The organism is Micromonospora siamensis, from assembly GCF_900090305.1.
GTDB classification, from domain to species: Bacteria; Actinomycetota; Actinomycetes; order Mycobacteriales; family Micromonosporaceae; genus Micromonospora; species Micromonospora siamensis.
Map to the genome: position 1 here is coordinate 3,196,339 of NZ_LT607751.1, position 20,232 is coordinate 3,216,570.

The 20,232-nt window shown below is 71.9% G+C and carries 21 protein-coding genes and 1 tRNA gene; 10 read left to right on the top strand and 12 right to left on the bottom strand.

Translation table 11 applies throughout. The annotated features are described in order from the left end of the window. Positions 1 to 17: 17 nt before the first annotated feature. The 10 genes from GA0074704_RS14670 (at position 18) to GA0074704_RS14715 (ending at position 10,447) form a co-directional block, all read left to right on the top strand. On the top strand, positions 18 to 1,010 hold the full coding sequence (locus GA0074704_RS14670; RefSeq protein WP_088973684.1) for a site-specific tyrosine recombinase XerD: 993 nt from the start codon (positions 18 to 20) through the stop codon (positions 1,008 to 1,010). 255 nt (positions 1,011 to 1,265) lie between these two features. After that, on the top strand, positions 1,266 to 2,189 hold the full coding sequence (locus GA0074704_RS14675; RefSeq protein WP_088971037.1) for a ParA family protein: 924 nt from the start codon (positions 1,266 to 1,268) through the stop codon (positions 2,187 to 2,189). Positions 2,190 to 2,230: 41 nt separating this feature from the next. Further along, the gene (locus GA0074704_RS14680; protein WP_231926442.1) at positions 2,231 to 3,229 is read left to right on the top strand and encodes a segregation and condensation protein A; all 999 of its coding nucleotides are present in this window, start codon (positions 2,231 to 2,233) and stop codon (positions 3,227 to 3,229) included. 4 nt (positions 3,230 to 3,233) lie between these two features. Further along, the gene (scpB, locus tag GA0074704_RS14685) at positions 3,234 to 4,217 is read left to right on the top strand and encodes an SMC-Scp complex subunit ScpB (protein WP_088971038.1); all 984 of its coding nucleotides are present in this window, start codon (positions 3,234 to 3,236) and stop codon (positions 4,215 to 4,217) included. Continuing rightward, on the top strand, positions 4,204 to 4,974 hold the full coding sequence (locus GA0074704_RS14690; RefSeq protein ID WP_088971039.1) for a pseudouridine synthase: 771 nt from the start codon (positions 4,204 to 4,206) through the stop codon (positions 4,972 to 4,974). The genes scpB and GA0074704_RS14690 overlap by 14 nt, the downstream gene beginning before the upstream one ends. A 185-nt stretch (positions 4,975 to 5,159) precedes the next feature. After that, positions 5,160 to 5,840, top strand: a complete 681-nt coding sequence (gene cmk, locus GA0074704_RS14695; protein WP_088971040.1) for a (d)CMP kinase — start codon at positions 5,160 to 5,162, stop codon at positions 5,838 to 5,840. A gap of 58 nt (positions 5,841 to 5,898) precedes the next feature. Next, entirely contained in the window at positions 5,899 to 7,302 is a 1,404-nt protein-coding gene (gene der / locus GA0074704_RS14700) for a ribosome biogenesis GTPase Der (RefSeq protein WP_088971041.1), read from the top strand. Between the two features lie 225 nt (positions 7,303 to 7,527). After that, positions 7,528 to 9,768: a hypothetical protein gene (locus GA0074704_RS14705; protein WP_088971042.1), complete on the top strand. Its 2,241-nt coding sequence runs from the start codon at positions 7,528 to 7,530 to the stop codon at positions 9,766 to 9,768. Between the two features lie 44 nt (positions 9,769 to 9,812). Continuing rightward, positions 9,813 to 10,334, top strand: a complete 522-nt coding sequence (locus tag GA0074704_RS14710) for a low temperature requirement protein A (protein ID WP_157743676.1) — start codon at positions 9,813 to 9,815, stop codon at positions 10,332 to 10,334. A gap of 39 nt (positions 10,335 to 10,373) precedes the next feature. Further along, a tRNA-Pro gene (locus tag GA0074704_RS14715) sits at positions 10,374 to 10,447 on the top strand. Positions 10,448 to 10,522: 75 nt separating this feature from the next. Here GA0074704_RS14715 and GA0074704_RS14720 read toward each other — a convergent pair. The 12 genes from GA0074704_RS14720 to GA0074704_RS14780 all read right to left on the bottom strand — a co-directional run bounded on the left by GA0074704_RS14720 (position 10,523) and on the right by GA0074704_RS14780 (position 20,206). Continuing rightward, entirely contained in the window at positions 10,523 to 11,806 is a 1,284-nt protein-coding gene (locus GA0074704_RS14720) for a tyrosine-type recombinase/integrase (RefSeq protein ID WP_088971044.1), read from the bottom strand. Then, positions 11,806 to 12,012 (bottom strand): excisionase family DNA-binding protein, encoded by a 207-nt coding sequence (locus GA0074704_RS14725; RefSeq protein WP_088971045.1) that lies wholly within the window; start codon positions 12,010 to 12,012, stop codon positions 11,806 to 11,808. The genes GA0074704_RS14720 and GA0074704_RS14725 overlap by 1 nt, the downstream gene beginning before the upstream one ends. Before the next feature lie 153 nt (positions 12,013 to 12,165). Continuing rightward, positions 12,166 to 13,761: a replication initiator gene (locus GA0074704_RS14730; protein WP_088971046.1), complete on the bottom strand. Its 1,596-nt coding sequence runs from the start codon at positions 13,759 to 13,761 to the stop codon at positions 12,166 to 12,168. Then, complete coding sequence (locus GA0074704_RS14735) at positions 13,758 to 14,654, bottom strand: DUF2637 domain-containing protein (RefSeq protein ID WP_088971047.1); 897 nt, start codon at positions 14,652 to 14,654, stop codon at positions 13,758 to 13,760. The genes GA0074704_RS14730 and GA0074704_RS14735 overlap by 4 nt, the downstream gene beginning before the upstream one ends. Further along, complete coding sequence (locus tag GA0074704_RS14740; RefSeq protein ID WP_088971048.1) at positions 14,651 to 14,959, bottom strand: hypothetical protein; 309 nt, start codon at positions 14,957 to 14,959, stop codon at positions 14,651 to 14,653. The genes GA0074704_RS14735 and GA0074704_RS14740 overlap by 4 nt, the downstream gene beginning before the upstream one ends. 16 nt (positions 14,960 to 14,975) lie before the next feature. Then, positions 14,976 to 15,650 (bottom strand): NUDIX domain-containing protein, encoded by a 675-nt coding sequence (locus tag GA0074704_RS14745; RefSeq protein ID WP_231926443.1) that lies wholly within the window; start codon positions 15,648 to 15,650, stop codon positions 14,976 to 14,978. Further along, complete coding sequence (locus GA0074704_RS14750) at positions 15,647 to 15,991, bottom strand: RRQRL motif-containing zinc-binding protein (RefSeq protein ID WP_088973686.1); 345 nt, start codon at positions 15,989 to 15,991, stop codon at positions 15,647 to 15,649. Before GA0074704_RS14750 ends, GA0074704_RS14745 begins: the two co-directional genes overlap by 4 nt. Positions 15,992 to 16,773: 782 nt before the next feature. After that, on the bottom strand, positions 16,774 to 17,493 hold the full coding sequence (locus tag GA0074704_RS14760; protein WP_088971049.1) for a GGDEF domain-containing protein: 720 nt from the start codon (positions 17,491 to 17,493) through the stop codon (positions 16,774 to 16,776). Next, on the bottom strand, positions 17,490 to 18,008 hold the full coding sequence (locus GA0074704_RS14765) for a DUF6197 family protein (protein ID WP_088973687.1): 519 nt from the start codon (positions 18,006 to 18,008) through the stop codon (positions 17,490 to 17,492). Before GA0074704_RS14765 ends, GA0074704_RS14760 begins: the two co-directional genes overlap by 4 nt. An 86-nt stretch (positions 18,009 to 18,094) precedes the next feature. Further along, on the bottom strand, positions 18,095 to 18,280 hold the full coding sequence (locus GA0074704_RS14770) for a hypothetical protein (RefSeq protein ID WP_088971050.1): 186 nt from the start codon (positions 18,278 to 18,280) through the stop codon (positions 18,095 to 18,097). Next, complete coding sequence (locus GA0074704_RS14775) at positions 18,277 to 19,167, bottom strand: FtsK/SpoIIIE domain-containing protein (RefSeq protein ID WP_088971051.1); 891 nt, start codon at positions 19,165 to 19,167, stop codon at positions 18,277 to 18,279. The genes GA0074704_RS14770 and GA0074704_RS14775 overlap by 4 nt, the downstream gene beginning before the upstream one ends. A gap of 106 nt (positions 19,168 to 19,273) precedes the next feature. After that, entirely contained in the window at positions 19,274 to 20,206 is a 933-nt protein-coding gene (locus GA0074704_RS14780) for a hypothetical protein (RefSeq protein ID WP_088971052.1), read from the bottom strand. Positions 20,207 to 20,232: the final 26 nt, after the last annotated feature.

Consider the following 20,232-nt stretch of genomic DNA (forward strand, 5'->3'; position numbering starts at 1 on the left):
GCCCGAAGGGGAACAGCCTGACCGCTGCTGCGCGCAGGGCCGGCCCGGGCACGCAGCCCGGGCCGGCCCTGCGCCGTGCCGTGCGCGGCTACCTCGACCACCTGACCGTCGAGCGGGGACTGTCGGCGAACACGCTCGCGTCGTACCGCCGGGACCTGGATCGCTACCTGGCGACCCTCGCCGCCGCCGGGGTCGGCGACCTGGCCTCGGTCGACGCCGGCACCGTCGAGTCGCACCTGGCCCGGCTGCGCGCCGGCGACGACGAGCACCCGCCGCTGGCCGCCGCGTCGGCCGCCCGGGCGGCCAGCGCCGTGCGCGGCCTGCACCGCTTCGCCGTCCGCGAGGGGCTGGCCGGCGCCGACCCGAGCCGGGACGTCCGCCCGCCCACGCCGGCCCGCCGGCTGCCCCGGGCGCTGCCCGTCGAGGACGTGATCCGGCTGCTGGAGACCGCCGGGCCGACCACCGCCACCGGCGAGGGCGCGGCCCTGGCGCTGCGCGACCGGGCGTTGCTGGAGTTCCTGTACGGCACCGGGGCGCGGATCTCCGAGGCGCTCGGCCTGGCCGTGGACGACCTGGACACCGCCGATGGCGCGGTGCTGCTGCGCGGCAAGGGCGGCCGGACCCGGCTGGTCCCGATCGGCGGGTACGCCGTGGAGGCGCTGCGCGCCTGGCTGGTGCGGGCCCGCCCGCAGTTGGCCGCGACCGGCCGCGGCACCCCGGTGGTCTTCCTCAACGCCCGCGGTGGCCCGCTGACCCGGCAGGGCGCCTGGACCATCCTGCGTCGCGCCGCCGAGCGCGCCGGACTGCCCACCGACGGTCCGGAGGCGGTCTCCCCGCACACCCTGCGCCACTCCTACGCCACCCACCTGCTCGACGGCGGCGCGGACGTGCGGGTGGTCCAGGAGTTGCTCGGGCACGCCTCGGTGACCACCACCCAGGTGTACACGTTGGTCACCGTGGAGCGGCTGCGCGAGGTGTACGCCACCGCCCACCCCCGCGCCCTCGGGTGAGCGCGAGGAGTGAGCCGGGGTTGCGAGCCCCGCAGTCGCGAACGAAACGGCATTCCGACTGAACCGCCCCGGCGCGTCGCGACATCGTCACCGGCCGACACGCCGGACCGGTACCGAACGCCCTGCTCGCCGGTGGCGTACAGTCGGCTTCGGCGCGGACCTCCTGGGGTGACACGACCGGGGTGCGCAGCGGCGCCGCGAAGGACGTCGGACGGCTCCGACGCCGGGTGGTCGTCGGGAGGGGGCAACGAGGACATGGCTGGCAACGGTGATCGTGCCGACGCCTGGACGTCGGAGCTCCGTGAGCAACAGGCGTCGCTCGGCGCGGACCTCGGGCCGGCGGACCCGGCGGCGTACACGATGCGCAAGCCCATCCCCGAGCCGATGCCGACCGACCGGCACGGCCCGGCGCGGATCATCGCGATGGCCAACCAGAAGGGTGGCGTCGGCAAGACGACCACCACCATCAACCTGGGCGCGGCGCTGGCGGAATACGGCCGCAAGGTGCTGCTGGTCGACTTCGACCCGCAGGGCGCGCTCTCGGTGGGCCTGGGCGTCAACCCGCACAACCTCGACCTGTCGGTCTACAACCTGCTCATGCAGGACGACGTCACCGCCGAGGACGTCCTGATCAAGACCGACGTCGCCGGGCTGCACCTGCTGCCCGCCAACATCGACCTGTCGGCCGCCGAGATCCAGCTGGTCAACGAGGTCGCCCGGGAGATGGCCCTGGCCCGGGTGCTGCGGACCATCCGCAAGGAGTACGACTACATCCTGATCGACTGCCAGCCCTCGCTGGGCCTGCTGGCGATCAACGCGCTCACCGTCGCGCACGGCGTGCTCATCCCACTGGAGTGCGAGTTCTTCAGCCTGCGCGGTGTCGCGCTGCTGCTGGACACCATCGACAAGGTCCGCGAGCGGCTCAACTTCGACCTGGAACTCGAGGGCATCCTCGCCACCATGTACGACTCCCGCACCACGCACTGCCGGCAGGTGCTCCAGCGGGTCGTCGAGGCGTTCGGCGACAAGGTCTACCAGACCGTCATCACCAAGACGGTCAAGTTCCCGGAGTCCACGGTGGCCGGTGCGCCGATCACCACCCTCGACCCGGCCTCCTCGGGCGCCCGCAACTACCGCCAGCTCGCCCGTGAGGTGATCGCCGCCCAGGCGGAGCGGTAGCCGGCAGCCCGGGCGGCCCCGACGTGGACTACGGTCTTCCGGTGACCGCGCCCCTGCTGGACCCGCCGACGACCCCGGAGCAGCCGCCCGTGGTGGCGGCCGAGGTCGCCGCCAAGGTGCCCACCGACGGCGCCGGCGTGCCGGAGGCGCAGGAGAGCGCCGGGTTCACCGTCCGGCTGGCGAACTTCACCGGCCCGTTCGACCTGCTGCTGCAACTGATCAGCAAGCACAAGCTGGACGTCACCGAGGTGGCGTTGCACAAGGTCACCGACGAGTTCATCGCGTACATCCGGGCGATGGGCGACCAGTGGGACCTGGACGAGACCAGCGAGTTCCTGCTGATCGCGGCGACCCTGCTGGATCTGAAGGCGGCCCGGCTGCTGCCCTCGGCCGAGGTGGAGGACGAGGAGGACCTGGCCCTGCTGGAGGCCCGGGACCTGCTCTTCGCCCGGCTGTTGCAGTACAAGGCGTACAAGGAGGCGGCGGCGCACATCGCCGAACTGGAGGCGGTGGGCGGCCGACGCTATCCGCGGGCGGTCACCCTGGAGCCCCGGTACGCCGAGGCGCTGCCCGACCTGGTGCTCGGCATCGGCCCGCAGCGGCTGCTCAAGCTCGCCGTGAAGGCGATGACCCCGAAGCCGGTGCCGGAGGTCTCCATCGCCCACGTGCACATGGTCCGGGTCAGCGTCCGCGAACACGCCGAGATCATCTCCGGGCGGCTGCGCCGGGCCGGCACCGCCACGTTCAGCGCGCTCTGCGCCGACTGCGAGATGACCCTCGAGGTGGTGGCCCGCTTCCTGGCCCTGCTGGAGCTGTACCGGCAGGGCCTCGTCGCGTTCGTGCAGGAGCAGGCCCTCGAAGAGCTGACCGTACGCTGGACCGGCCCGGCCGACGGCGACACCGAGCTGGACGTCGACGAGTACGCCGGCGCCCCCGCCGAACCGGCCCCGGGCCCGGAAACTGCGTCGGTCGAGGGTGCTCCGGCACCGGCCGGCGGGGCGGCCGGTGTGGTGCACGAGACCGCGCAGACGCAGGAGTGACCCGATGAGCGACGAACAGCGGCGCGACTCCCTGGCCGAGCAGGCCGCCGCCTGGATCCCACCCTGGGAGCGCCCGCCGGCTGCCACACCCGCGCAACCCCAATCGGACACCGCCCCCGCTGAGGAGTCGCCGATCTTGGACAGTTTCCGTTCGTCAGGAACGGAAACTGTCCAAGATCCGGAGATGGTGGGCGAGCCGGCGTCGGCCGGAGCGGAGGAGGCGGCCACGCCGTCCGGGCAGACGGCCGCCGGGTCGTGGGAGCCCGCAGAACCGGAGACCGGTGGACCGGAGGCCGAGCCGCGCGAGCGGGCCGGCCGCGACGACCGGGACGGCACGCCCGGGCAGCCGCCGACGGCGGGGGAGCCGGCTGCCGGCGTACCCCGGAACCGGCCGGCGGGGCGGCGGCGCGCGACGGCCGTGCCGGAGCCCGCGCCGGTGCTGGACGACGCGGAGCTGCGCGGCGCCCTGGAGGCCATCCTGCTGGTGGTGGACGAGCCGGTGAGCGAACTCACCCTGGCCCAGGTCCTCGACCAGTCCCCGGAGCGGATCGGGCCGGTGCTCGACGACATCGCCGCGGGCTACACGGCCGCCGGGCACGGCTTCGAGCTTCGCCAGGCCGCCGGTGGCTGGCGGTTGTACACCCGGCCGGAATACGCCGAGCACGTCGAGCGGTTCGTGTTGGACGGGCAGTCGGTACGGTTGACCCAGGCCGCCCTGGAGACCCTGGCCGTGATCGCCTACAAGCAGCCGGTGACCCGGTCCCGCATCTCGGCCATCCGGGGTGTGAACTGCGACGGGGTGATCCGTACCCTGGTCTCCCGCGGCCTGGTCGAGGAGTGCGGCACCGAATCCGACAGCGGGGCGTTCCTCTACCGGACCACCACCCTGTTCCTGGAGAAGCTGGGCCTGGACTCGGTGGCCGACCTGCCGCCGCTCGCCCCTTTCCTGCCCGACGACGTAGAAGAGCTTGCCGATGCCACGCGATGACCGTTCCCCGAAGCCCGACGCGCCCGTGTACGAGAGCGCCGAGCGCCTGCAGAAGGTGCTCGCCGCCGCCGGCGTGGGCTCCCGGCGTGCCTGTGAGGACCTGATCTTCCGGCGCCGGGTGACCGTGAACGGGCGGGTGGCGCAGCTCGGCGACAAGGCCGACCCGACCCGCGACGTGATCGTCGTCGACGGGGAGCGGTTGCAGGCCGACGTCCGCCTGGTCTACGTGGCGATGAACAAGCCGCGCGGGGTGGTCACCACCATGGCCGACGAGAAGGGCCGTACCGAGCTGGCGGACTTCATCGGCGCGCGGCTGGAGCAGCGGGTCTACCACGTCGGGCGGCTCGACGCCGACAGCGAGGGCCTGCTGCTGCTCACCAACGACGGCACCCTCGCGCACAAGCTGATGCACCCGTCGTACGAGGTGCTCAAGACGTACCTGGCCGAGGTGGCCGGGCCGATCCCGCGCAACCTGAGCAAGCGGCTGCTGACCGGCGTGGAGCTGGAGGACGGGCCGGTCAAGCTCGACTCGTTCAAGCTGGTGGACACCCTGGGCAAGAGCGCCCAGGTGGAGCTGACCCTGCACGAGGGGCGCAAGCACATCGTCCGGCGCCTGATGGCCGAGGTCGGGCACCCGGTGTCCCGGCTGATCCGTACCTCGATCGGGCCGATCAAGCTGGGCGACCTGCGCACCGGGCGGCTGCGCCGGCTGACCAACGCGGAGGTCGCCGCCCTGTTCAAGGCCGTCGGGGACTGACCGGCGTCGTTACGGGTACCGCTGCCGGTAGGCTTCGTCGCGGCCGGGCGCCGGCCGGTGGCGTGGATCGCCTCCGGGAGCGGCGCGTGCGGGCCCGATCGGGGCCGCGGGCATCATTGACACCGAACACATCCGCTCAACGGCACAGCAGGGTGCCCGCGAGACACGGGCCGAGGAGGAACACGGTGGGGCAGAACATACGAACCGGGCGGTGTGTGGTCGCCGTCGACGGGCCATCCGGTTCGGGCAAGTCCACCGTCTCCCGACGGCTGGCGAGCGGCATCGACGCCCGCTACCTGGACACCGGGGCGATGTACCGGGCGATCACCTGGGCCGTGCTGCGCTCCGGCGTCGACCCGGCCGACGTCGAGTCGGTGGCCAAGGTCGCCGGTGAGGTCGAGCTGCGCATCGGCACCGACCCCCAGGGGTACGGCGTGACCGTCGACGGCACCACCGTCGACAAGGACATCCGGGGCCCGGAAGTCGTCGCGGCGGTCTCCGCCGTCGCCGCCGTCCCCGCCGTGCGCGCCCTGCTGGTGCAGCGGCAGCGGGAGATGATCGCCAACGCCGGCCGGATCGTGGTCGAGGGCCGCGACATCGGTTCGGTGGTGGCCCCCGACGCCGACCTGAAGGTCTACCTGACCGCCTCCGAGTCGGCGCGCGCGAAGCGGCGCAGCACCGAGGACGCCGCCGACGTCGCGGCGACCGCAGCCGACCTGGCCCGCCGGGACCGGCTGGACTCGACCCGCAAGGCCGACCCGCTGCGGCAGGCCGACGACGCGGTCGTGCTGGACACCACCGAGCTGGGCATCGACGAGGTCGTGGCCCGGCTGCGCGAGCTGCTCACCGAGCGGGGTGCCCTGTGAGTGCGAGGAGTGAGCCGGTGTTGCGAGCCCCGCAGTCGCGAACGAAGGGTGGCCGGGCGTGACTGAGGATCTCGGCTGGGTGGAGCTGCGGGAGCCGGACCTCGACGCCGAGGAGCAGTCCGGTCCGCAGCCGGTGGTGGCCGTGGTCGGCCGCCCCAACGTGGGCAAGTCGACGCTGGTCAACCGGATCATCGGCCGCCGGCAGGCGGTCGTCGAGGACATTCCCGGGGTGACCCGGGACCGGGTGCCGTACGACGCGCAGTGGAACGGCCGGCAGTTCACCGTCGTGGACACCGGCGGCTGGGAGCCGGACGCGAAGGACCGGGCGAAGGCGATCGCCGCGCAGGCCGAGATCGCGGTGGCCACCGCCGACGTGGTGATCTTCGTGGTGGACGCCATGGTCGGCTCGACCGACGTGGACGAGGCCGCGGTGAAGATGCTGCGGCGCAGCGCCAAGCCGGTGATCCTGGTCGCCAACAAGACCGACAACACCGCCATCGAGCTGGAGGCCACCTCGCTGTGGTCGCTGGGCCTCGGCGAGCCGTACCCGGTCTCCGCGCTGCACGGCCGGGGTTCCGGCGAGCTGCTCGACGCGATCCTGGACGCGATGCCCGAGGCGCCCAAGATCGTGGAGAACCGCCCGCGCGGCCCGCGCCGGGTGGCCCTGGTCGGCCGTCCCAACGTCGGCAAGTCGAGCCTGCTCAACCGCTTCTCCGGTGAGGAGCGGGCGGTCGTCGACTCGGTCGCCGGCACCACCGTCGACCCGGTGGACAGCCTGGTGGAGATCGGCGGGGAGACCTGGCAGCTGGTGGACACGGCGGGCCTGCGCAAGCGGGTCGGCCAGGCCAGCGGCACGGAGTACTACGCGAGCCTGCGGACCGCCGCGGCGATCGAGGCGGCCGAGGTGGCGGTGGTGCTGCTGGACTCCAGCGAGGTGATCAGCGAGCAGGACCAGCGGATCCTCTCCATGGTCGTCGAGGCCGGCCGGGCCCTGGTCATCGCGTTCAACAAGTGGGACCTGGTCGACGCCGACCGCCGGTACTACCTGGACAAGGAGATCGACCGGGAGCTGCGCCGCATCCCCTGGGCGATCCGGTTGAACCTGTCCGCGCAGACCGGCCGGGCGGTCGACAAGCTCGCCCCGGCGCTGCGCAAGGCGCTGGCCAGCTGGGAGACCCGGGTCCCCACCGCCCAGCTCAACCAGTGGCTCACCGCGCTGGTGCAGGCCACCCCGCACCCGGTGCGCGGCGGTCGGGCCCCGAAGATCCTCTTCGCCACCCAGGCCGGCGTCGCCCCGCCGCGCTTCGTGCTGTTCACCACCGCGCCGCTGGACGCCGGCTACCAGCGCTTCGTCGAGCGCAAGCTGCGCGAGGAGTTCGGCTTCGAGGGCAGCCCGGTGGAGATCTCGGTACGCCCGCGCAAGAAGCTCGGCCCGGGTGGCCGCGGCAAGGCGCACGGCTGATCCTGGTACGCCCCGACGCCGGGTGACCGCCTCAGGTCACCCGGCGTCCGCGTACCCGCCGACACCCCACCCTCCTAGGACGCCTTAGGGAGAGTGGCGCGCATCGTGCCCATGAATGACCCGGCATCGTGGGGGTAGTCACCCGCGCCAGCCGGCGCCGGGGTCGTCCCGACGTCGGTCCGCGGCCCGTACCGGGTCGCCGGCCATGCCGCGGGGGTCGGGCCGATGTCGGAGGGGTCGCCGTCCCGGCGCCAGGAGGCGTCCCGGGCCGTGGTGGAGCTGCGGGTGCACGGCGTGTCCGGCGCGGAGGCCGGCCAGATCCTCGACCGGCCGCACCTGTACCAGGTGGCCGGCGACCGCAGCGGCGGCTTCCACCGCCCCCGGCCCGGCTACCCGGACTCCACCGGACCGGGCGGCGTGGTGCTGGAGGCGTACCGGTGGAGCGACCTGCCGTCGGGCACCGCCGTCCGGACGCTCTCGCTGGTCTTCCTGCTGCCGTTCATGCTGAGCAACGTGGCGATCTGGATGCGGCCCGCCGGGCGGGGATCGGGGGGCGGCGTCAAGGTGCTGTGCCGGCTCGTCGCGCTCAACCTCACCCTGCTCTACGTGCTATCCGCCGCCGGAGTCGCCCTCGACCTGATCGCCTGGAAGTGCATGGGCTCCGCGCGGTGCCTGACCAGCCGCACCTGGCTGTCCTGGCTGGGTGACCGCCCCCCGGGGCTGCGGCTGGCGGTGCTGACCCTGCTGCCCGTCGCCGCCATCGTGCTGGTCTGGCTGCTCGGCGCCCGACCCGGCCACTCGTACGACGCGTTCCGCACCCCCGGCGGCGAACCCGGCGGGGACCGCCTCACCGCGGTCGGCCAGTGGGACGCCATGCCGATGGTGGGCCGGCTGCGCGCGATCCACACCGCCGCCGCGTTCGCGATGCTGGCCCTCGTCCTCCTCGTGGCGAGCGACGCCGCCGACCCCTCCCGGGTGCCCACCGTGCTGGCCGCGCTCACGCTGCTGGTGCTGGTCGCCTGCGCGGCGCTGCTCTGCGTTCCCGCCCTGCTGGAACGCCCCGCCGCCGCCCGTACGCCGGACGGGCTCACCTCGGGGCTGCGCGCGATCGCCTGCGGGCTGGCCGTCGTCGCCGTCGCCGTCGTCGCGCTGAACCGCGACGGCTGGCCGGCGTCGTTGGGCCTGCCCGGATACGGCCGGATCGTCGGCTGGGTGCTCCTCGCCCAGATGGTGCAGTTGGTCGCGCTGGCCGTGCTGGCGCTGTCGCGGCGGGCCGGGCGGAACTCCCGGCCGGAGCCGATGCGCGGCCTCGGCGCGCCGGTCCTCGCGTCGGTGGCGGTGGGCCTCGCGGGTGCGCTCTCCGCCGAATTGGTCTACCGGACGGCATACTTCCTGAACCGCCGCGCCATCACCGCGCGCCCCGACGACCTGGCCGCCCCACCGCCGGCCTACAAGTGGGCGATCTTCAGCTTCTTCTTCACCTCGATCGCGGCGGTGCTGCTCGCCGTCGGGACGACCCTGCTGACCCGCCGCGACCGCCGCCGGGCCGCCGCGGCGATCGTCGCGGCCGACTTCCCCGACGCCCCGCCGGCGGCCGCCGCCCGCACGGAGCGGGTCGCGAAGACCATCACCCGGGCCCGCTTCACCGAACGCTTCGGCTCACTGGCGATGATGTACGCCTTCCTGACGGCGCTCGGGCTGGCCGCGAGCGTGCTCGGGCTGTTCGGCGTGCAACCCAGCCCGCTGGCCGAGCGCCTCCTCGGCGTACCGAGCGACTTCGTCAACTTCGCCCTCACCGTCGGCAGTTACCTGATCGCCGGCGTCGTGGTCGCCCTCGTCGTCGGTGGGCTGTTCGCGTACCGGACCGCCGAGTTCCGCCGGTACGTCGGCGTGCTCTGGGACCTCGGGACGTTCTGGCCCCGGGCCGCCCACCCCTTCGCGCCGCCCTGCTACGCCGAACGCGCCGTGCCGGAACTGGCCAAGCGGATCTGCTACCTGGCCGAGCGGCACGCCGGCGTCCTGCTCACCGGGCACAGCCACGGCTCCGTCCTGCTGGCCGCCACCGTGCTCCAACTGCCGCCCCGGGTACGCCGGCGGGTGGCGCTGCTGACCTACGGCTCGCCGCTGGACCGCCTGTACGCCCGGCTCTTCCCCGCGTACCTGGGTCGGGACGTACTGCACGAGATCGGCGACCGGATCGGCTGGCGCTGGCTCAACCTGTGGCGCGACACCGACCCGATCGGCGGCTGGATCTTCGCCGCCCACCGGCCGGGCGACCCACCCGTTGCCGGACCGGCAGGCGCCGTGGACCGGCGGCTGCGGGACCCGCGGGACGTGGTGGCGCCGCCGGGGGACAGCGTGCCGCCGCCCATCCAGGGCCACTGGCCGTGCGAGTCCGACGAGCGGTTCACCGAGGCGGTACGGGAGCTGGTCGAGCGGCTGCGGCGCACCGAGCCGGGATCATGAGGGCGCCCCGATGGCAGTACCCCAGTGGTGCCCCGGCCGACCGGGTGACCCCGGTCGAGGTCTTCGTCGACGTCGTCTTCGTCTTCGTCTTCGTCTTCGTCTTCACGCTGACCCAGCTCACCCGGATCCTGGAGGCGGACCTGACGGTGGCCGGCTTCGGCCGCGTCCTGCTGCTCTTCGGCATCCTCTGCTGGATGTTCGACGGGTACGTGGGGTTGGCCAACCACGTGCCGCCGCGGCTACCCGCCCAGAAGCTGCTGCTGTTCCTCGGGATGGTGGGCTTCCTACCTGGCGGCGATCATCGCGATCCGGTGTTCACTGCGTATCGCGCCGGTGCGCAGCAGGGTGATCACGGTCGTCGCCGTCATCGGCACGGTGCCCGTCGGCCTGGCCACCAGCGGAGCGCTGAACCTCGCCGCGCTGGTCGTCGTGGTCGTGGTCATGCTGGTAGTGGACCGCCGGTACCACGCCGCCCAGACGCTCCCCGAAGCGGAAGCGGCATCACCTCGCGGCGGCGGTGGATGACGGGTGGGGCCTGTGCGCGCGGTGCGAAGATCCTGCGCTAAGCTGTACCGGCTGTCGCGGGGGAAACCGCGCGGGGGCATCGGGACGTGGCGCAGCTTGGTAGCGCACTTGACTGGGGGTCAAGGGGTCGTCGGTTCGAATCCGGCCGTCCCGACGCAGGTCAGAGGCCATTCGGAATCTTCCGGGTGGCCTTTTCTGATCTTGTACAGCAGCGAAGTACAGCAACGGCTCATTGATCGAGGCTTTCGCCGAGCTTCCGCAGGGCTTCCCGCGTGGCCTTGGACGACACCTGGCTGTAGATCTCCATCGTGATTGAGAAGTCCGCGTGTCTCAGGATCGCCATCGCGATCCGGGGATGCACGTCCAGGTCGACCAGCAGGGAACCGCAGGTGCGTCGGGCGTCGTGAACCGTGATCTTCGGGACGCCGGCGTTGGCGATCCGGGCGTCGTAGGAGCGGTTGAAGTTCCGCGGTTCGACCGGCAGTCCATAGCGCGTCGTAAGGACCATGCCCGTGTCGTGCCATGCCTCGCCGGCCTTCTCTCTTGCCGCCTCCTGTTGGCGGTGGCGGCGCCGCAGCGCGGTGACGCAGATGGCCGGTAGTGGCAAGGGGGCGTCGGACTCCTCGGTCTTGGTGGCCCGGTGCAGGAGCCGACCGCGTACCCGTTGGAGCTGCTTGTCGATGACGAGGCTGATGTCGTGCTGCTCCCGGCAGTGCTCGCAGAATTCCTCGCCGTGTGGCGTGCAGGGCTTGTCCCAGCCGCCCCACTCGATGTGATCCCACGTCAGGCCGAGTACTTCACCCTTACGAAGGCCGAGCACGAGGACCAGGACGTAGGCGGCATAGAGGTAGTCGTCGCCGTCGCGGGACGACTCCAGGAACGCCCGTGCTTCCTCGCTGCTCCACGACTTCCCCTTGCGGGCGCGGATCGGCGGGAGCTTCACGAGCGCCGCCACGTTCTTGGCGACCAGCTCTTCCACGACGGCCTGAGAGAGTGCCGAGCGGAGAACGGCGCGAATGCCCTTCACCGTCCGGGCGGCGGGGATGTCTTGGCAGCACCGGCCGATCGCGCAGCATTTCCGGTCCTTCGGCGGCCGGCGTTCGTCCTTTCCCTGGGCGCAGCACTGGCAGGTCTTCGCGACCTTGTTAAGCCAGGTCTGCACCTCCCGCACCGACAGCCGGCCGTCGAGCCGCTTAGCGCCAATACCGGGAATGATGTAGAGGCGAGTCAACGTCTCGTAGGTGGCGTAGGTGAGCGGTGCGAGGTTCGGCTCCACGATCTCAGCCAGCCAGTACGTCATGTAGTTCGCGACCGTCGGCACATTCGTGGCGACCGGCCCGGCCTTGGCTTGCTGGTGCAGCCGGACCCACTTGTCGTGGACCTCGTCGCGGGTCTTCCCGTAGACGTACTTGCGGTCCCGTTTGCCGTCGGGCTTGGTGACCCAGACGTAGGCGGCGAAGCCGTTGCGGTACGGGAAGATGGACCCTTCACCGTTGGCGCGTTTGCCGGCCATCAGGCCGCCTCCTCCCGATCGATCTGCGCCTGGATGTACTCATCGATCCATTCCGGCAGGATGCGGCGGTACTTGCCGTCCTTGATCGAGCGCAGTTCCCCGGTGGCAATCTTCATCTTCACTTTCGACAGGCCGTAGCCGAGGATCGCGGCGACCTCGGCGGGGGAGTGCCACTTCGGCACGATGGGGGCCGGATTCCTGTTCATGTGGTGCCTCCTTCGGTGGTTGAGGGGATGCCGACGCGGCGGTCGCCGCTGTGCTGGGTGCGGGGTGGGGGACAAGCCGGAATCAGGGCTGGTGCTCGTGTCCGCTGTGGAGTTGTCAAGGAACGGGCTCACGGGGTCGTTGACACGTACGTGTCAAGCGGCCAGGGATCGGGTCGCGGTGCGCTGCTGGGCCAGCTCGTCGGCCAGGGCGTCGAGGCCGGCTTGGTTTCGGGCGCGGGCCATCGCGGCGGCGGTGTTGGCGAGCAGCGCATCGCCGGTGGTGATCCAGCCGGTGGCTTGGTAGCCGAGTTCGTAGATGACGCGTTCGGTCTGTTCGTCGTCCCAGGTGTGGGGGTGGCCTTCGGTGCGGCGCCAGATGGTGCGCTGCATGCGCAGGAAGCCGAGCGTGACGGAGAAGGCGCGGCTCTTGGTGGCGATGTGGCCGCCGTAGCCGAACTGGTGGGCCCAGCGGCGCAGCCGGGCGTAGGCGGGGTGCTCGCCCAGGTCCCAGCAGGCGCGGATGAGCCGGCCGAGGTGGGTACCGGGGTCGCCGTGGACCTGGACGGAGAGGTCGTCGACGCGCCGCAGCGCCAGGCCGGTCACCTCGGTGCTCTTGGTGACGTACTTGGCGATGTACCCGGTGATCTGGGCCAGGTTCACGGTGCCGCCGGGGGCGTTGACGTGCTTGAGGTCCAGGCCCTTGTCACCCCAGGCGATGTGCCACCCCTGCCCACCGTTGGACGGGTGCGAGGCGGAGGTGTAAGCGGTCTTCACGAACGCGGTCCGCACGGCCTGTTCGAACATGTCGCGGGTGATGGCCGCCGGCGGCGGGACGATGGCCTCGGGGCAGTCGGGGTTATAGCCGTCGAGGCGGATCAGGGCGTGGTAGTGGATGACGCCGCGTACCTGGAACTCGTAGACCTTGATGTAGCGGCGGCGCAGGTCGACGCCGTGGACGCGGCCGAGGCGGCGTAGCTCACGGTCGACCTGTTGGATGGTGCGCCGCCACAGCTCGGGTGCCTCGTGGTTCCAGACGACCTGGCCGGCGTGGTCGTAGCAGTCCAGGCATAGCGGCTGCCCCAGCTGCCCGTCACCGGCCTTGTGCCGGTCGCCGCAGCGCAGGTCGACTCCGTGGGGACAGGTGCGGCCGAACGGGTGGCAGACGGAGGATCGGCAGGTGCAGCCGTCCTTCTTGCGGCAGTCCGCGGCGTGGACCTTCACCACCCGGTGATGCACCGGGCCGAACGAGGGCGCGGTGGCGGTGAGGAAGATGGCGATGTGCTCGTGCAGCGGCGGTACTCCCCACCGGTCGCCCTGGAGGCCGGCCTTGATGAGGTGGAAGGTGTCGCGGCGGTACAGCTCGGCGCAGGACGGGCAGACGCTGGCGCGGCGGTTGCCGCAGGGGGTGTAGATCGCGCCGTCGGGCATGTCCTCGGTGTCGACGGTGGCCATGCGGTTGCCGTCGGCGTCGTTGACGTGGATCTGCCCGGCCAGCCGGATCGGGTGCTTGCACGCCGAGGCGGCTTTGACGTGGTGGAGCCACCCGTCGTAGTCGGGGTCCTGGGCGCGGGCGCGGCCGGAGGCGACGGTGCGGGGGTCGTGCCCGCGTACCCATCCGTCGTCGGCGGGGGTGCGGGTGGTGCGGGTGGGGGTGGCCCAGGGCCAGTAGCCGACGGTGGTCTCGGCGCATGCTCCCGTGCCCGAAACCGTGGTGGTTTCGGGCGCGAGAGGCAACGTCGAGGACGTCACGCGGTGGCTCCCACAGGGGTGCCGTTGTGGGTCTTGTCGTTGTTGGTGGTCGGGTTGCTGTTGAGGGCCGTCAGGATGTCGGCGGCCGTGTTGGTCGGTACGCGCAGCCGGACGGCGAGTTGGCCGGCGGTGATGGGCTCACCGTGGGCCTTCTCGTGAGCGCCGGCGACGATCCGGGCGTTGGACAGAAGCGCCGGCGGCGGGCCGGTGGTGACCGGTTCCGGTGCCGCAGGTGCCGGGGTCGGGTCCTTCTCGGTAATGTCCGGGGTGTGCTCGACCGTCGTCGCGGTCGCGGGTTCCTCGCCAGAGGTGGGCAGGGTGATGGGTTCGTTGGCGGGTTCGGTGTCGTTGTCGGGAGTGGGGTTGGTGGCCGGGGTCGCGGCGGCCGGGCGGACCAGCGGCGAGGCGGGGATGTCGGATGACGGGGCCTCGGCGGTGGTGGCCGGCGCGGGTGCCGGGACGAGTTCGGGCCGGGTGGCGCGTTTTCCGGTGGCGAGCAGGGCAGTGGTGGCCATGAGCATCAGGCCGTCGACGGCGAGGGGCCCGAACCAGACGACGAGGGTTTCCTCGTTGTAGTGGTCGAGCAGTCCGGACAGGTGCCGGTAGGACACGAACGCGGCGACCAGGGCGACGGGCGGGAGCCCGACCCAGCGCAGCAGCCGCCAACCCGGGCCGGTCGGCCAGGGCGTGCGGGCAAGGATCTCGATGGCGATGAACAGGAACAGCGGCCAGACGATGGCCGAGACGACCGCGCCGGGTTCCGGCGTCCAGCCAGCCGGAGCGTTGGGCGGTGCGATGAACGAGTGGGCGATGTTGGCGGCGACGGAGACGAGTCCGCCGAGGATCAGGCCGAGGTAGGCCCAGCCGCGAGAGGGTTGAGAGGTGGTCGTCATGACCACCGGCCTCGGGACGAGGGCTTGCGCGAGGGGTTGAGGTTGGGGTCGCGACGGGCGTCGCGGTTCGGGGTCGGGTTGGCGGGACGGCGGGTGTCCCGGTTGGGGTTGTCGTCGCGGCGGGGGTTGGCGTAGAGGGAGAACGCCATGATGACGACGTTGCGGTAGTCCCGGCCGGTGAGGTCGGCGGTGACGGGGGCGAGGTCTTCGACGGTGGAGATGCGCTGCTCGGTGGTGACGTCGAGGGTGCCGATGGCGAAGCCGTTCGGGGACTGGTAGGCGAACGAGACGTAGTAGCGGTGCATGGTGTGTCCTTCCGGGTCAGTGGGTGGCCGTGTCGAGGGCCGAGGCGAGTAGGGGCCGGTGCGCGGCGAAGATGCCGCAGCAGGGCAGGTGGCGGGTGAGCGCGTCGTAGGTGTCGGCGCGGACCCAGGCGGCTTGCGCCGCGTCGTCGGCGTGGGCGATGTCGGGGAAGGCATCGGCCGGGTAGGTGCCGAGGTGGGTTCGGGCGAGGACGGTGACCATCCACGCTTCGTCGGAGGCGCGGGGGTCGGGCACGTAGCGCGGAGGCTCGGTGTGCCAGGTGGCGTCGGGGATGACGAGGCCGGTTTCTTCGGCCAGTTCACGGGTGGCAGCGTGGCCCGCGGTTTCGCCGGGGTCGACGTATCCGCCGGGCAGTGCCCAGCCGTGGCCGTCGGCGCGTTCAATCAGGAGAATCCAGCGGTGCCCGCTGGTGTCGGTCAGGGAGACGAGGGCGTCAGCGCACAGCTGCTCGCCCCAGTGGCCGAGCTCGTTACGGCCGTAGCGAACAGCGGTCCGCTCGCAGGGGTTGACGGGTCGGCCGTCCATGACGGCGAAGGGGATGGCGGCGTATGCCTGCCGCGTCGTCCAGTCGATGAGGGTGGGGTCCATGGTGGGGTCGGCCCACGCGGCGCCAGCGGCGATGCCGGCGAGCACACTCGGGTGCGTGTAGGTGACGGTGGTCGTCGTGGTCACTGGGAACCTCCAGGGCAGTCGAGGCAGGTGCCGGTTCGGCGGGGGATGTAGTAGGGCTTGACCTGGCCGCAGTCGGGGCAGGTACGCCGCGCGGTGAGCGCCTTGTCGATGGCGGCGCGTTGCGCCGGGGTGGCGGTCCGCTTGGGCACCGCCAAGTCGAGACGGAACAGGTAGGCCACGCGCTTGCCACGCCGCCAGAGGATCTGCGCGGCGGGCTCTTGGCCGCCGGGGCGCAGGTCGCGGGTACGCAGTTGCCGGCGGGTCAGCAGCCCGTCGGGGGCGAACTTGAACGGGTAGGTCGGCAGGCCGTAGCGCTCGCCGGTCGGGTCATAGAAGACCATCGGGTCGTCGTCCTCCGAGTCGTCGGCGTCGTCCTGGTCCTGGTCCTGGTCGCCGCCGGCGGCAGTACCGGTGGCGAAGGTGGGGTGTTCGTAGGTGTCGCGGTCGATCTCCTCGGGCAGGAACGCGGTGCCGCAGGAGGCGCAGACGATCGGGCCTTCCTCGAAGGCGGCCTTGGAGATGCGCAGCTTGCGCGGGCATTCGCATTCGCAGGTGAAGCCGTTGTTGTTGTTCGTGCGGGCCTTGCCTTCCCCGGTCGGTTCGGGGTGGCGATGGAAGCGCAGCGCGTCGGCCAGACCGGCGATGGACGTCCGGTAGCGGGCGCGGGTGAGGTCAGTCAGGGTGCAGGGCGAGTAGCCGAGCTTGTCGTCCTTGGTCGTGGACAGGCCGAGTTCGGCGGCGAGGGTGGCGAACTTCTTGTTGTGCCAGCGGCCCTGCCGGGACGTGTCCTGGACGCCTCGGACGTCGGCCAGGGCGTGAGTCGCCTCGTGCAGCAAGGTGGTGAAGACGGCCTCCGGTTCGCGGGACAGGCCCTCACCGGAGATGAGGATTTCGGGGAGCTGGTTGTCGCCGGCCTGCCAGCGCAGCGCGGCGAAGTGGCCCCACTTCATGCCCTGGTTGGGCTTGGTGGGAGAGCCGGAGCCGACCACGAGGACGGCGGCCGGGACTTCGGTGTGCTGGGCGCGGATCGCGGTCCAAGCAGATTCCAGCGCGGCGACGAGCGCGGCGGTAGAGGGGGAGTCTTGACACGTACGTGTCACGTCGGTGATCTCATCGGCGGTGGTCATGCGGCCCTCCGGGTGGTCGGGGCGGCGGCGAGGGGACTGGTGGGTCGAGCCAGGTCACGGGCCCGGTCGGTGGTCTGCGTGGCGTTGGTTTCGGTGGCGCCGGTGAAGACGGCGGTGGTGCGCCGGCCGGCGCGGGCGGCGTACATGGCGAGGTCGGCGCGGTGCAGCCAGACGGGCGCGGGGTCGCCGGGGTCGGCCAGGACCGCGCCGAGGGTTGCGCCGACGGCCAGGTGCCGGTCGTCGTGCCGGACCGGTGTGGTCAGGCGGGTGTGGATGTGGGTGAGCCAGTCGGCCAGCCAGGTGTCGGCGTCGTCGCGCCGGGTGGCGGGGCCGGTGGTGATGAGGGCGAACTCGTCGCCGCCGAGTCGGGCGGCGAGCCCGGCCGGGCCGGCGATGCCGGTCAGCCGGTGGGCGACGGTGGTGAGGATGTGGTCACCGGCGTCGTGGCCGTGGGTGTCGTTGACCTTCTTGAAGCCCACCAAGTCGACCAGGACGACGGCGACAGGCCGGCTGGTGGTGTGGGCGGTGGTGATGAGGGTGTCGGCGGTGGCCGAGAGGCCGGCGCGGTTGGCGATGCCGGTCAGCGGGTCGTGGGTGGCCGCGTGCCGGACGGTGGTGAGTTCGGCCCGCAGGCTGTGGCGGGCGGTGAGGTAGCCGGCGGTCGCGGCGGCGCTCATGGCGCTGGCGGTGGCCAGGGCGCGCAGCCGGGGGGTCATCGGGCGGCCCGCCAGGTGAGGAAGCCGGCACGGGTGGGCAACCGCTCGTTGTCGTACTCGTGCTGGGCGTAGGTTTCGAGCTGCTCCTCGGTGGCGTGAGTCCAGTCGTAGTCGTCGGCGGCGTCGCGCAGGACGTCCAGGACGTCGGCGAGGGTCTGGGTAGCGTCGTCGTTCCAGTCGGCGACGATCTCGCGGTCGGAGGCGCACAGCGCGCCGTAGTAGTCGCCCGGCGGCACCGATCCGTCGCGCCACAGGTAGTCCGCCAGGTAGCGCAGGGTGCGGTCGCTGTTGCCGTCGTCTCCACGCAGGACCGGCATGCGGTCGCCGTAGACGGCCATGCCAATCGCTGCGGTCACGCAGGCTGGCGGGAACGCCGTGTCGGTGGCGCGGTCGAAGGGGACGCGCTGGGTCCAGCCGCGCAGTTCGAGGTAGCGGGCGGCGCAGCGCAGGATGTCGGCCGGGGTCAGGTCGGCCAGCGCGGCGCTGGTGTCGGGCTGTTTTTGGGTAGGGTTCATGACGGCCACGTCCTTTCGTGGGCGGTGGTTAGGCCGGCGGGCCGGGTTCGCTTTCCTAGGGCTGGTCCCGGTTCGTCGGCCGTCTTCTATCGGTGGTGCAGGTGGAGCCGGAGGAACACCCGCTGCCGGCCGTCGTCGGCCGGGGTGGGTGCGGAGCGGAAGACGAGCGAGCCCGTACGGCGGGCGATGGCGGTGAGGGCGGCGATGTCCTCGCCGTCACCGACGAGCACCAGGTCCAGGACGCGGGCCGGGACAGCGGTCGTGGTCTTCATGCCGCCTCCTTGGCGGCGGGCCGGTCGGACGAGGTGAGGCCGCCGGCGCGGCGGCGGGTCCAGGCGGCGTAGTCGGCCACGCGGATGATGTCCGCGTCGGTCATGTAGGCGGCCTTGACCAGGGCGGGGATGCCGCCTTCGGCGATGAGCAGTCCGGCGCCCTGGTTGTTGGGGTCGATGGTGTTGGAGGAGAAGCCGCGGGCGGCCCAGCCGTGCCCGAGCACGATGTCCGACGACACGTCGGTGGTGCAGCGGCCGGCGAAGCGCCAGGCGAAGATGTCTCGCAGCGAGGTCGGGATGATGTCCGACGACGGGCGTTGCGTCGCGGCGGCCACGATGATGCCGACCGCGCGGCCACGCGCCACGATGTCGCGCAGCAGCGCGTGGAACAGCTCCTGGTCCTTCTTCTCCCCGGCGGTGGCGGAGAAGTAGGCGATCTCGTCGCAGGCCACGAGGATCTGACCGAACACGTCGTTCGGGCCGATCTTGCGGCGGCGGCGGGACTTCAGGAACGTGTAGCGGTTGTCCATCACCGTTTGCACGCGGCGCAGGGTGCGGTTGGCGTGGTGCAGGTCGGGGCCGACGAACACGTCGCAGGCGTCCTCCCACAGGCCGAGTTCGACCTGTTTGCCGTCGAGCAGGCACAGCCGCACGTCGGGGCACAGGGCCGCATGGCCGACGATCGTGTTCAGCAGCGAGGACTTGCCCGCGCCGGGCTCACCGCCGATGAGGATGTTGCGGTAGATCATCGGCAGGTAGACCGGCTGGCCGAACTCGTCAATGCCGAGGAAGACCGGATCGAATATGGACAGGCCCGCGCCGACCGGGACCGTCTCCGGCGCGTCCGGCTGCGTGGGCAGTTCGATGGTGTCGTCGGTGAGGTCCATGGGAGGCTCCCGGGTCGGTTGACACGTACGTGTCAAAGCGGGTGGGGGAGGGAAGGGCGCGGACGCTTGACCCGTCAGGGGTGCTCGGTCCGCGCCGTCCCGGTGGTCAGGCGTAGTCGGAAGGGTCGAACCCGTTCGGGCTCGCTGTGGTGGTCGGGTTGTTGCGAGGGCGGCGCGGCCGGGGAGTGTCGGCCGGTGCGATGACCGGCCCGTCCGGCACGTCGGGCAGGTCCAGGCCGACAGGCGGCATGCCCGGGGAGGTAGGAGCGTTGACCGGCACGTCGGTGGGGACGTAGTCCGGCAGCGGCGACACGACCTTGCCCGCCAGCGGTTCACGGCGGGTGATGTCCACACGGATCAGGGCGGCGTAGCGCCGGGAAGCGCGCATGACGCGGACCTCGTTGGCCCAGCACGCCACGGCGAGCTTCTGCACCTGGCCGTCCTGCTCCAGATCCCGCAGGGACAGCCCGGGACGCAGCCACACCCAGACCCGTTCACCGGCCGGGGTCGGCCGAGCGGGCAGGATCAGCGGCAGCGAACCGTGCCGGTTGGTGGCGATGAACGCGGCGAAGCACAGCCGCAGCCGATGCCGCACGACCAGACACCAGATCAACGCCATCACGCGGCGACGACTCGGGCCGATCGCGGCCGGCAGGCCCACGAACAGGGCGACGATGAGCAGCGACGCCCACAACGGGGTCGACTGCATCACCGCAATCCAGCCGTAGACGCCGGCCAGGCCGAGCCCGATCTCCGGCAGCCAGTGCCAGAAGACGCGCAGGACCGGCCACGCCGCGATCAGCGCAAACACCACCGCGCCGAGTAGGGCGCCGATGACACCGCCGAGCAGGGCACCCAGGACCGGGTGCAGGTAGTGGGAGGCCACCGTGGCGGCCAGGAGGCCGATCACCCCGAGGGTGACCCAGAACGCGATGACGGCCCGACGACGGTACGAGCGGGCAACCGGCGCTTCGATGACAGTGACAGTGCCCCCACGGTTCGACCAGCCGAACGGGGACCGTGAACTAGGCTTGGACACGACAAGTCCTCCCAGCAGTGGGATCG